General features: G+C 60.9%; 13 protein-coding genes. 9 read left to right on the top strand and 4 right to left on the bottom strand.

Annotation, left to right across the window (positions count from 1 at the left end; translation table 11 throughout):
* Positions 1-2: 2 nt before the first annotated feature.
* Complete coding sequence (locus HT585_RS06255) at positions 3-824, bottom strand: enoyl-CoA hydratase (protein WP_176352065.1); 822 nt, start codon at positions 822-824, stop codon at positions 3-5.
* Between the two features lie 169 nt (positions 825-993).
* On the opposite strand from HT585_RS06255, the gene HT585_RS06250 reads away from it, so the two are divergent.
* From HT585_RS06250 to rpsI, 3 genes are all read left to right on the top strand, one after another.
* Positions 994-1,425 (top strand): PaaI family thioesterase, encoded by a 432-nt coding sequence (locus tag HT585_RS06250; protein ID WP_176352064.1) that lies wholly within the window; start codon positions 994-996, stop codon positions 1,423-1,425.
* Positions 1,426-1,650: 225 nt separating this feature from the next.
* Positions 1,651-2,115: a 50S ribosomal protein L13 gene (rplM, locus tag HT585_RS06245; RefSeq protein WP_077498513.1), complete on the top strand. Its 465-nt coding sequence runs from the start codon at positions 1,651-1,653 to the stop codon at positions 2,113-2,115.
* Positions 2,115-2,582 (top strand): 30S ribosomal protein S9, encoded by a 468-nt coding sequence (rpsI, locus tag HT585_RS06240; protein ID WP_053247012.1) that lies wholly within the window; start codon positions 2,115-2,117, stop codon positions 2,580-2,582. Before rplM ends, rpsI begins: the two co-directional genes overlap by 1 nt.
* A gap of 55 nt (positions 2,583-2,637) precedes the next feature.
* Here rpsI and HT585_RS06235 read toward each other — a convergent pair whose 3' ends face one another.
* Positions 2,638-3,111, bottom strand: coding sequence for an Lrp/AsnC family transcriptional regulator (locus tag HT585_RS06235; RefSeq protein ID WP_173419654.1), 474 nt, complete (start codon positions 3,109-3,111; stop codon positions 2,638-2,640).
* A gap of 111 nt (positions 3,112-3,222) precedes the next feature.
* Between HT585_RS06235 and HT585_RS06230 the strand changes: the two genes are divergently transcribed.
* On the top strand, positions 3,223-4,014 hold the full coding sequence (locus tag HT585_RS06230) for a phenylalanine 4-monooxygenase (protein WP_176352063.1): 792 nt from the start codon (positions 3,223-3,225) through the stop codon (positions 4,012-4,014).
* Between the two features lie 178 nt (positions 4,015-4,192).
* The gene (speB, locus tag HT585_RS06225) at positions 4,193-5,155 is read left to right on the top strand and encodes an agmatinase (protein WP_176352062.1); all 963 of its coding nucleotides are present in this window, start codon (positions 4,193-4,195) and stop codon (positions 5,153-5,155) included.
* A gap of 12 nt (positions 5,156-5,167) precedes the next feature.
* On the opposite strand, the gene HT585_RS06220 is transcribed toward speB, so the two are convergent.
* Positions 5,168-6,853 (bottom strand): sulfatase-like hydrolase/transferase, encoded by a 1,686-nt coding sequence (locus tag HT585_RS06220; RefSeq protein WP_176352061.1) that lies wholly within the window; start codon positions 6,851-6,853, stop codon positions 5,168-5,170.
* 302 nt (positions 6,854-7,155) lie between these two features.
* On the opposite strand from HT585_RS06220, the gene argC reads away from it, so the two are divergent.
* Positions 7,156-8,088: an N-acetyl-gamma-glutamyl-phosphate reductase gene (gene argC / locus HT585_RS06215; protein WP_176352060.1), complete on the top strand. Its 933-nt coding sequence runs from the start codon at positions 7,156-7,158 to the stop codon at positions 8,086-8,088.
* A gap of 72 nt (positions 8,089-8,160) precedes the next feature.
* Here the strand turns inward: argC and HT585_RS06210 are convergent, their stop codons facing one another.
* Entirely contained in the window at positions 8,161-9,264 is a 1,104-nt protein-coding gene (locus HT585_RS06210) for a COX15/CtaA family protein (protein ID WP_176352059.1), read from the bottom strand.
* A gap of 165 nt (positions 9,265-9,429) precedes the next feature.
* On the opposite strand from HT585_RS06210, the gene HT585_RS06205 reads away from it, so the two are divergent.
* The 3 genes from HT585_RS06205 (at position 9,430) to HT585_RS06195 (ending at position 11,784) form a co-directional block, all read left to right on the top strand.
* Positions 9,430-9,642, top strand: a complete 213-nt coding sequence (locus tag HT585_RS06205) for a DUF2842 domain-containing protein (RefSeq protein WP_025426549.1) — start codon at positions 9,430-9,432, stop codon at positions 9,640-9,642.
* A gap of 17 nt (positions 9,643-9,659) precedes the next feature.
* On the top strand, positions 9,660-10,397 hold the full coding sequence (locus HT585_RS06200) for a metallophosphoesterase family protein (RefSeq protein ID WP_176352058.1): 738 nt from the start codon (positions 9,660-9,662) through the stop codon (positions 10,395-10,397).
* A 103-nt stretch (positions 10,398-10,500) separates the two neighbouring features.
* Positions 10,501-11,784 (top strand): GNAT family N-acetyltransferase, encoded by a 1,284-nt coding sequence (locus HT585_RS06195; RefSeq protein WP_246707572.1) that lies wholly within the window; start codon positions 10,501-10,503, stop codon positions 11,782-11,784.
* The last annotated feature ends 76 nt before the right edge of the window (positions 11,785-11,860 follow it).

Genomic DNA, 11,860 nt, shown 5'->3' with positions numbered 1-11,860 from the left:
CGCTATTTCCTATCCCACTCCGGCATGCGCTTGTCGAGAAAGGCGCCGATGCCGTTTTCGGCGTCTCCGGCCAGCATGTTTTCGACCATGACGCCGACGGCGTAATCGTAGGCCTCGGGAAGGCTCATTTGCGCCTGGCGATAGAAAGCCTCCTTGCCGATCTTCAACGCCTGCGGGGATTTCGAGGCGATGACGGCCGCGTATTTGTCGACGACCTGGCGCAGATACTGTTGCGGCACGATGCGGTTGACGAGGCCGAAATCCTTGGCGGTCGATGCGTCGATCGTCTCGCCGGTCAAAAGCATCTCCATGGCCTGTTTGCGGTGAGATGCACGCGACAGCGCCACCATCGGCGTCGAGCAGAACAGGCCGATATTGACGCCGGGCGTGCAGAAGGTGGAACTGTCGGTGCAGATCGCCAGATCGCAGCTCGCCACAAGCTGGCAACCGGCCGCCGTCGCCAGACCATCGATCTCGGCGATGACCGCCTGGGGCAGCCGCGTGATCTTCATCATCAGGTCTGCGGCAAGGCGGATGGTCGTTTCGAAAAACGCCCTGCCGCCGTCGGCATCTGCCCGATGCGCCGTCATTTCCTTGAGGTCATGCCCCGCCGAAAACAGTTTGCCGGATGCCGAGAGCACGACCACCCGGATTTCCTTGGAATGGGCAACGGCGTCCAGCGCCGTGTGCAAAGCCTCCATCAGCTCGATCGAAAGCACATTGGCGGGTGGGTTGTTGAGCGTCAACCGGAGAACCGGCCCCGAGACCTCACGCAGCAGCAATCCACTCGGCTCTTCTTTCCGAAATGAAACAACGTCCGCCATGTTTTTCTCCTGCTGTCCTATCTCATTCAATCGATGGGTACGTGGTACGCCGCTGCCTGCGCGCTTTCAAGTCGGCGATATCAGAAGCGCCTAAGACCTTTTTCCGCCTTGCGCAAACGCACATACCGGCTTCACTTGGCGGAAAAGCTTGCACAAAGGAAACCTGACGATGACGATCCAGCCCATCATGACAGTCGAAGAGCTGAACCGATTTCTGGACACGGACTTCCCGCAGGTCCACACGGACGGTAAGGTCTTCCATGTCACTGACGCGGGCCCCGGGTTTGCGACGATGCGGCTCGATCCGAATGAACGTCATATCCGGCCGGGCGGCACCGTTTCCGGCCCGACGCTTTTCGCGCTTGCCGACGTGTCCGCCTACATCGCGCTGATTGCCCATATCGGCCCGGTGGCGCTGGCCGTAACCACCAGTCTCAACATCAATTTCCTGCGCAAGCCGGAGCCGCAGCCGCTCGAATGCACCTGCCGCATTCTCAAGCTTGGTAAGAGATTGGCTGTTCTCGACGCCTCGATCGCCATGGTCGACAGCGACGATCTCGTGGCCCATGCGACGGCGACCTATTCGATTCCACCGCGTTAATTTGAGGTATCAATATACCACATGCACAACACATTGTTTTTGCTTATCTTTATTTCAAGCTTGCGAAATCGACATTATTGACGCCGGTTTAGCGCCTGCGTATAAGCACCCTCAGATCGCGGTCCCTCTCGGGCCGCTTTCTTCTTTTGGCCGAACTACGGTCAAAACCAAGCAACAAGAAACGCCCAGCGGTTCGCCGTTCGGGTCCAAAGAAAGAGTTTTGTTATGGGAACCTTCGTTCAGAAGCCTGCAGAGGTGGAGAAGAAGTGGATCATCATCGACGCCGAAGGCCTCGTTGTTGGTCGCCTTGCCTCCATCATCGCGAACCGCCTGCGCGGCAAGCACAAAGCCACCTTCACGCCGCATGTTGACGATGGCGACAACGTCATCGTGATCAACGCCGAGAAGGCCGTGCTCACAGGCAAGAAGTACACCGACAAGAAGTACTACTGGCACACCGGCTACCCCGGCGGCATCAAGGAGCGCACTGCGCGCCAGATCATCGAAGGCCGCTTCCCGGAGCGCGTCCTCGAGAAGGCCGTTGAGCGCATGGTTCCGCGCGGCCCGCTCGGCCGTCGCCAGATGAAGAACCTGCGCGTATACGCAGGCACGAACCACCCGCATGAAGCACAGCAGCCGACCGTCCTCGACGTCGCCAAGCTGAACAGCAAGAACACAAGGAGCGCCTAATGGCCGACCTTTCCGCTCTCAAGGAAATCGCCACGACTGCGGAACCGGCAGCTCCGGTTCACGTCAAGAAGGTCGACGCTCAGGGCCGCTCCTATGCGACCGGCAAGCGTAAGAACGCTGTTGCCCGCGTATGGGTCAAGCCCGGCTCGGGCAAGATCACCATCAACGGCAAGCCGTACCTCGACTACTTCGCTCGTCCGGTTCTGCAGATGATCCTGCAGCAGCCGATCGTCGCAGCTGCCCGTGACGGCCAGTTCGACATCGACGCGACGGTCGCCGGTGGCGGTCTCTCCGGCCAGGCCGGTGCCGTTCGTCACGGCATCTCCAAGGCACTCACCTACTTCGAACCGGGCCTGCGTCCGGTCCTGAAGAAGGGCGGCTTCCTGACCCGCGACAGCCGTGTCGTTGAACGTAAGAAGTACGGCAAGGCCAAGGCCCGTCGTTCGTTCCAGTTCTCCAAGCGTTAATCGCTGGAAGACACTGCATTTTGGAAGGCCGGGTTCGCCCGGCCTTTTTTTTGTGTCAAATCGGAAGCTCGGTCGTCGATTTCAGCTCGCGCAGCACGAAGCTCGAAACCACCGTGCGCACATGCGGATTGCGCATGAGATAGCGCGTCATGAAGGCGTCGTAACTGTCGACGTCGTTTGCCCGGATCTTCAGCATGTAGTCAAAGGTTCCCGACAGCGCGTAGCACTCCATGATCTCCGGCCGGTCGCGCACGACCGCCGAGAAGGCGGCGATCGCCTCGTCGTGATGATCTTCCAGCGTCACATGGGCAATGATGCACAGCTTCAGATCCAGCTTGCCCGGATCGAGCAGCGCCACCCGTTTGCGGATCACGCCGTCCGCCTCGAGTTCCTGCAGTCGCCGCCAGGTCGAGCTTTGCGACATGCCCGCCCGCTCCGCGAGCTCCGACAGCGACTGGCCGCTATCGGCCTGAATCAGCCGCAGCAGCTTACGCAAGGGCTGGGAAGTTTCCTTCAAATCCGACGACATTCCGAAATTTCCTCCCGCAAGTGCGCCCTCCACCGGCAACTGTGAAACAAATACTCGCTCCATTCGCGATACAATTGCAACAACTTGGTGTTTTGGCGAAGAGGAGACGTCATGCCGAAAGAAAGCAGCTACACCGCGAAACTGCCCGAGCCGGACGGCAGCTATCATTACACGCCCGAGGAGGACGCGATCTGGGGCGAACTCTATCAGCGCCAGATAAAGCTGCTCGCCGACAAGGCCTGCGACGAATATCTGGAGGGTACACGCAAGCTCGGCCTTGGCCCCGACCGCGTACCGCAGTTGCAGGACGTCAACCGCCGCCTGCAGGAAACCACCGGCTTCGGCGTCGAAGGCGTGCCAGCACTGATCCCGCCATCGCGGTTCTACGAACTTCTGTCCGAAGGCAAGTTTCCGCTGGCGACCTTCATCCGGCGGCGCGAGCATATCGACTACATCGAAGAGCCCGATATCTTTCACGAGGTCTTCGGCCACTGCCCGCTTCTGACCAACCAGAGTTACGCCAATTTCGTCCGCCGCTTCGGCGAAAAGGCTGTCGCCCTCGGCAAGGGTTATTCCTGGCACATGTTCCGGATTTTCTGGTTCACCGTCGAGTTCGGACTGATCAACACACCGCAAGGACGGCGCTGCTATGGCGCCGGCATCGTGTCTTCGCCGAACGAGACCCGCACGGCGATGGAACCATCGGCAAGCGAATTCCGCCCGTTCGACCTGATGACCGTGCTGCGCACGCCCTATCGCATCGATATCGTTCAGCCGATCTATTATGTCATCGACAGCTTCGCGCAGCTCGAGGCGATCATCGAGGAAGATATCGGTGCGCGCATCAACGAGGCCAAGGCACTTGGCGACTTCGCGCCGACCTACGAAGCCAAGGCTTCCTGACAGAAGTACGGCGCCGCGCGTCGAATATGACGCGTGGCGCACCGTAATGCTATGAACGTGCTGCATAATTTTACCCTTGAATCGAGATCGATTTACGGGTGCGAATAGATTTCGCCGGCAGGGACTTGCCTTGCCGGCGACGATTGTCCAACCTCTCGCGATACACGGGAGGCGGGATATGGCGAACAGGACGATCGATCACGCGTTGACGGCGCGCTCACTGACATCGGCGGCATCGGACCCGACGCATGCCGGCATTCTCTCCTTCATGCGGCGGAAATATTCAAAGCAGCTGAAGGACGTCGATGCCGTCGTCTGGGGTATCCCCTTTGACGCCGCCACCTCCAACCGTCCCGGTGCCCGCTTCGGACCGCAGGCGATCCGTCGCGCATCGGCGATCTTCGACAACGACCCGCAATACCCGTTCGAGCGTGATCTCTTCGCCGAGATGGCGACGATCGACTACGGCGACTGCCTGCTCGATTACGGCAACCACTCGAAAACACCGGCAACGATCGAGCGTGAAACGGCAAAGATCCTGAAGAGCGGTGCCTATCTCCAGACGCTCGGCGGCGACCATTTCGTAACCTATCCGATCCTCAAGGCGCATGCAGCGATCCACGGCCCTCTCGCCCTCGTCCAGTTCGACGCGCATCAGGATACCTGGCCGGACGAACGCGGCCGCATCGATCATGGCTCCTTCGTCGGTCGCGCCGCCCGCGCCGGCCTCATCGACACAGACGCGTCGATACAGGTCGGTATCCGTACCCATGCACCCGAGGACTGCGGCATCCGCATTCTCTACGGCTACGACGTCGAGGAAATGAGCGTCACAGATATTGCCGACGCCATCATCCAGCAGGTCGGGGAACGCAAGGCCTATCTGACCTTCGACATCGATTGCCTCGACCCGGCCTTCGCGCCCGGCACCGGCACGCCGGTTGCCGGCGGACCTTCCAGTTCAAAGATGCTTTCGGTTCTGCGCAAGCTGGGTGCGCTGACGGTCGTCGGCAGCGATGTGGTCGAAGTCGCACCCGCCTATGACCATGCCGATATCACCGCCATCGCCGGCGCCACGGTCGCCATGTACATGCTGGGCCTGCATGCCGAAAAGCTGGCGGAGCGTTCGACGCTCCGCTGATCGCGCGCACCGTCAATCGAGATCGAGCAGGCCCGCATCCTGGCGCTGGCGAAGATGCTGGTCGACAAGCGCGCGTTCGGGACACGTATGATAGTGCCCGTTGCAGGCATCGCGCAGGCGCGCCAGCGCTTCGAATGTCGGCGATGTCGGCAAACCCGCAGCCTCGATCAGGCTTGCGGATAGAAAGCCGACGTCCAACGGCTTGGCAAAGGGCCGCATATCGATGCCGCGCCCGTAGGCATAGACCGAATAGTAGGTCTTGTAGGCGAGCGATCTGAGGTCGGCAAAGATATTGCCCTTGGCTGCGCCGGCCAACAAATAGTCCCTGGTGGCAGCGGCTTGGTGGTCGCCGTAGTCGAGAACAACGCTACCGTTCGGACCCGGCGTCTCCTGGCGTTTGCGACGAAAATCCTGGAGGTCTTGCTTGGCCAGCGCCACGCGCCGCAGATATTCGTCAGCCTCGGCATCCGAGGCGAAGGCCTTTTCAGGCAAGACGTCCTTCGGCACGAGCGCCATGTCATAGGGGCCATGGGGGAACAGTGTCTGAATGGCCACGAAGAGTGGACGCCGATCCTTCTCCCGGTGGTCCCGGACAATCCGTTCGACGACATCGAAATAGAAACTGTCGCGCACGAAATGCGACTTTGGCTTCATCGCATCGAAGTCGACAATCTCCTGAAACCCGATCGATGTCAGGAACGGCCCTTCGTTGACGAAACTCGCCTGCATCGGCATGACCGCCACGGTGCGATAGCCGCAGCGGGCAAGCAGACTAGGCAGGCTCGCCTTGACCCTGCCCTCAAGAATCTCCGTCACATAGGGGCTCTGCCAGCCGAAGTCAGCGCCGGACAACCCGGTCATGACGGAAAAGTTCGTGACCCAGGTGCCGCCACCGAACGTCTCGACCTGCAAAGGGTGCACCTGACCGTCCTGCGACTGGAAAGACGCACTCATCCACTCCGGGACGGCCACTTGCGGGAAGTAGGCGGGATTGGTCTGGCTCTCGCTGAGCACGACAAACAGATCAGGTTTACCGGTTGCCACACCGCAACTGACGTCGTCGCGCAGACTCCCTTTCGCCTCAACGTTCTCCAGCCGATCGGCAAGGACGATGCGACCGAGCGGAAACTCAAGGTCGCCGACCGATACGAAGAAGGACGAGGCATCGTAACCGGAGATGTAATGGACATAATCGGGCTCGTCCCTCATGTCGGGATAGAGAGCCACGACCCCGGCCGCCGCCATGAAAAACAGGCCGGCGCGCATGCCGAACGAGCGAGCTGACCGGCGATCGCCGCAGAATGCCACGATCAGGAACACGAGTGCGGCGCCCAGCACCGCCACCCCTGCGATCAACACATGGAAATAGGAGCCGACCAGAAAGGAAAGTGCCGATCGATCGAGGCCGGTGAAGGCAAAATCGAAGACGTGCAGGGAAAAACCCTTGAGGCGGAACTTGACCTCCGACATCGCTGCAATGAGCAACACCATGGTTCCGGCAGCCCAGAGCGAAAATCTCGGCCGACGCGAAATCAGGAACAGGAGTGCGGCGATCGCCAGCGTCACGGCGACAAGAAACGGCACGAACCGCCAGCGCGTGTCGAAATAGTGCAGGGCCAGGAGCAGCGCCAGGAATGCCAACGAAATCGTCAGCGGATGCCGAAGCACGCCCCCGATCCGATCGATCAGGTTTTTCACTCCGCAGCTCCAATACGACAGGTTTGTGACACGTCATCAGATGCAGAATCGCACGCCACAACGCAACTGCTCAGTTGCGAATCTTAAGTTGTGGTTAACTATGCAAAGTCAGGTGTGGCGGCGGCGAACCTTCGCCCTCAGGCCCAGCACGGTTGCAGGCCCCGAGCGGCGCTTATATAGGAAGACTCCCACGGCGCCGTCTTCACCTCGTCCGCGCAGACGACCGTGTTGAGAAACTGAATCAAATCTGTGTCAGATTGATTCTGCATCAGCTCGTAACCTTCTGGAAGAACGGGAAAATCATGAAACCGAAGATCTTCATCGATGGCGAACACGGCACCACCGGGCTGCAGATCCGCACCCGCATGGCCGGCCGCAGCGATCTCGAACTCCTGTCGATACCGGAAGCCGAGCGACGCAACGCCGCGATGCGTGAAGACCTTCTCAACAGCGCCGACATCGCGATCCTATGCCTGCCGGATGACGCCTCACGCGAGGCTGTCTCCATGGTTTCCGGCAATAACCGGGTGCGCATCATCGATACCTCGACCGCACATCGCATCGCTCCGGATTGGGCCTATGGCTTTGCGGAGATGGATAGCGCGCAGCCGGCCAAGATCCGCGACGCCCGCCATGTCGCCAATCCCGGTTGCTACCCGACCGGCGCCATCGGCGTCATCCGGCCGTTGCGCCAGGCCGGCATCCTGCCCGACGGATATCCGGTGACGGTCAACGCGGTGTCGGGCTATACCGGTGGCGGCAAGCAGATGATCGCGCAGATGGAGGACGAGGCGAACCCGGACCACATCAGCGCGCCGCATTTCCTCTATGGCCTGACACTGAAGCACAAGCACGTGCCGGAAATGAAGATGCACGGCCTGCTCGACCGCGCACCGGTATTTGCGCCTTCGGTCGGCAAATTCCCGCAGGGCATGATCGTGCAAGTCCCGCTCTATCTCGACGATCTCGCCTCCGGCGCGACGATCGAGAGCATTCATTCCACATTGCTGGAGCATTATGCCGGCCAGTCGATCGTCGAGGTGGTCCCGCTTGCCGCCAGCGAAACGCTCGGCCGTATCGATGCCACGGAGCTCGCGGGTGCAGACACGATGAAGCTGTTCGTGTTCGGAACGCCGGGCGGAACCCACGTGAACTTGGTCGCCCTGCTCGACAATCTCGGCAAGGGCGCCTCCGGTGCGGCCGTCCAGAACATGGATTTGATGCTGTCCGCCTGATTGCCGACAGCCGTCGTAAACGAAAAAACCCGGCGAGACGTTCGCCGGGTTTTTCGTTCCGATTGTGCGCTTTTAGCTGCGCAGCTCGATTGCGGTCGGCTTCGGATATTCGCCGATGAAACCGCGCCAATGGGCCATGGCGAAGCCGAGTACCACCAGCGCTCCGCCCTGATGCAAGACACCCCAACCGACCGGAACCTGCAGCAACAGCGTGGTGATGCCGATGACCGCCTGAATGCAGACGAGCACGAACAGCAGGACCGCGCGACGCGCATGGGTGGATTGAGGTGCGGCCTTAACCGAGGCGATGACGTGCATCAGCGCCAGGGCGAAGAGCACGTAAGCGCCGATCCGGTGGATGAACTGCACGGTCTTGGGGTTCTCGAAGACGTTGATCCACCAGGGATGCTGCAGGAAGAGGTCGGATGGGATCAAGGCGCCATCCATCAGCGGCCAGGTGTTGTAGCTGAAACCCGCATCAAGGCCGGCCACCAGTGCGCCGAGATAGATCTGGAACAAGCTCATGATGGCGATGATCGCCGCCATCTTGCGCGAGCGATCCGTCGGCGCGGCGTCGCCCGAATGCGGACAAAGGCCGCGCTGGATCCACATGCAGGCGGCAAAGATCAGGCAGGCGATGACCAGGTGGGTTGCGAGGCGATACTGGCTGACATCGGTCCGCTCCACCAGGCCGGAGGACACCATCCACCAGCCGATGAAACCCTGGAAGCCACCGAGCGCCAGAATGCCGAGCAGCGGCCAGCGCAGCCGGCGTTCGACCCGGCCGGTAAACCAGAAGAAGGCAAGCGGAACCGCGAAGATCACACCGATGGTGCGCGCCAGGAGCCGGTGCGCCCATTCCCACCAGAAGATCGTCTTGAACTCGCCGACGGTCATGCCCTTGTTGATCTGCTGGTATTGCGGAATGCGCTGGTAGAGCTGGAATTCTTCTTCCCATTCCGCCGCCGTCAGCGGTGGGATGACGCCGTGGATCGGCTTCCATTCGGTGATCGAAAGGCCGGATTCGGTCAGGCGTGTCGCGCCGCCGACAAGCACCAGCGCGAAGAGCGTGAAGAGAACGACGACGAGCCAGCCGCGGATCTGCCGGCGGTTGCGATCGGTCCTGCCGATCTCGCTTCGGAGCATCTGTTCTGTCGCCAATTCGACGCCTGCCATGGTTTTCCCTCTGGTACCGCGGGGTTGGCGGCAGGGGGAACGAGCGGTTCATCGCCGCGCCTGCCGGAAAGCCGTTGATTTGCACCAGAGCGGCATGCAAAACAAGGCCGAACCCTTTGCGGCATGCCGTCGCGGCCGGATATCGCACCCTTTGAAAGAAATGAAATGCCCGTACGTCTCAGAAAGCTGATCGGCACGATCCTGATCATCATCCTCGTCATCGTCTATGCACTTGCCGCCGTCACCTTCGCGTCGCTGTTGCTGGGCGCGGCCCCGTGGTGGGTGCACCTGATGTACTTCTTCTTTACCGGCCTGCTCTGGGTGCTGCCGGCCATGCTGATCATCAAATGGATGGAAAAGCCGGCAAAGGACCGCTGAGCCGCAAGGGGACACCGATGAAGGTTGCGATCATTTCCGATATCCATGGCAACGACCTCGCGCTGGAGGCGGTGCTTGCCGACATCGACAGGTTGGGCATCGCCGACATCGTCAATCTCGGCGACCATCTAAGCGGTCCGCTCAATGCGGCGCGGACTGCCGATGTCCTGATGGCGCGCGACATCCCGTCGATCTCAGGAAATCATGACCGATACCTGCTGACGCTCGACCCCGCCGACATGGGGCAGTCCGACCGCGCCGCCCACGCGGAATTGCAGCCTCGGCATTTCGAATGGCTGGCGACGCTGCCCGCCACCCGCGTCTATCGCGATGCGTTCTTTCTTTGCCATGGCACGCCTGCGAGCGACGAAGCCTACTGGCTCGAAGCATTGACGGCCGACGGCGTCGTCCATCAGGCGGCGCGCAACGCCATCGAAGCCGTCGCGACAGGCATCAAACAGCCGGTCATTCTCTGCGGCCACACACACATCCCCCGGGCGATCCGACTTGCGGACGGACGACTCGTGGTCAACCCCGGCAGTGTCGGCTGCCCGGGCTATGATGACGATCGTCCGGTCGCCCACAAGGTCGAGGTCGGCTCGCCGGATGCGCGCTACGCCATCATCGAGCGCTCCGGCGATGATTGGAGCGCGACGTTCCGCACGGTCCCTTATGACCACCAGGCGATGTCGAGGCTGGCTGCGCAGCGAGACCGCCCGGAATGGGCAGAGGCGCTTGCATCGGGCTTTCTCTAGCCACCCTGGCTTCATGCTTTGCTAACTGCATTCGCTGGTTCTTGCCCGAAGGCGCCGGCGATATTTGAGGTATTAAGCGGATCGTAGCGGAGTTACCAGTTCAATGGCTTCCGAAACCCGCATCCGGACGGCTCTGCCGATGATGAACACCGAACTCACCATAGGCCGATCAGGCCAGCGCGGCGCACAGGCTGCGTCGAGGTCCGACGCCGTCGTGAGCCGGTTCGAAATCTCAGTCCATGATACGGTGGCATCGCTGGAGCAGGAATGGCGATCGCTCGACGCCGATGTGCTCAATTCGCTGCATCAAAGTTACGACTGGTGCGCCGCCTGGGCGCAAGTTCATGACAGTGAACTGCTGATCATTCGCGGCACTTTCGATGGCGAGTTGCTCTTCATCCTGCCGTTGGAGATCGTGCCTGGTCGCCTGTTCAACACGGCTCGGCTGATCGGTGCACCGCACAGCAATCTCAACACCGGGCTTTTTGCAACGGACACACTGCCCTTCTCTTCGGCCGAGTTTGCTAATCTGTTGACGCGCGAGCTCAATCATCATCTGCGCCACAAGGTCGATCTCGTGACGCTCGAAAAGGCGCCACACGACTGGCGCGGAACCGCAAGCCCGTTGGCAAGCCTGCCCGGCGTCAAGCACCAGAATGCCTCGTTTCAATTGCCGCTGCTTTCGAGCTTTGAAAAAACGCTCGCCCAGGTGAATGCGAAGCGCCGGCGCAAGAAGATGCGGATTTCAGAGCGGCGGCTGGACGCGCTTGGGGGGTACGACTACGTCGTTGCCGAGAACCCGCAGGAAGCAGAGGCGTTGCTCGACATCTTCTTCCGTCAGAAGGCGGTCCGATTTGCGGCTCTCGGTCTTCCCGATGTTTTCCATGACGATCGCACACGCGCCTTCTTTCATGCGATCGCCGGCCGCCGTGGCGTCGCCGACGATCGCTTGCTCGAGCTCAATGCCATCCGCCTCAGAGGGGAACATGGCGGCCGTATCGTCGCCGTTGCCGGCCTTTCGCGAAAGGCGGACCATGTCATCTGCCAATTCGGCTCGATCGACGAGGAATTGGCGGGCGATGCCAGTCCCGGCGAGCTTCTGTTCTATAGAATGATCGAGAGGCTCTGTGGAAAGGATGCGACACTCTTCGACTTTGGGGTTGGCGACCAGCCCTATAAGCGCTCGTGGTGCACCATTGAAACTCCGCTGAGGGATATCCTCTTGCCGCTGACGCTGCGCGGTCGCTTCGCTGCCTGTTATCACCGGGCCGTGGTGCGGGCAAAGGCGACGGTCAAGGCGAACAAGGCCGTCTATGCCTTCCTCCAGCGCGCGCGCAGCCGCAAGACGCACACCAACCGCCAGATCAACGAGGCGGATAGCGCTTAAGCGGCACCGGTCCTGCGACGCTCAATTCGCGATCTAAAACATGTCGCGCAAAAGTGTTCCGCGGTTTTGCGATAAC

It is taken from the genome of Ensifer oleiphilus, from assembly GCF_013371465.1.
Classification (GTDB): Bacteria; Pseudomonadota; Alphaproteobacteria; order Rhizobiales; family Rhizobiaceae; genus Ensifer; species Ensifer oleiphilus.
Note: the sequence above shows the minus strand (reverse complement) of the source record. Positions and strands in the feature narration are given on the sequence as shown.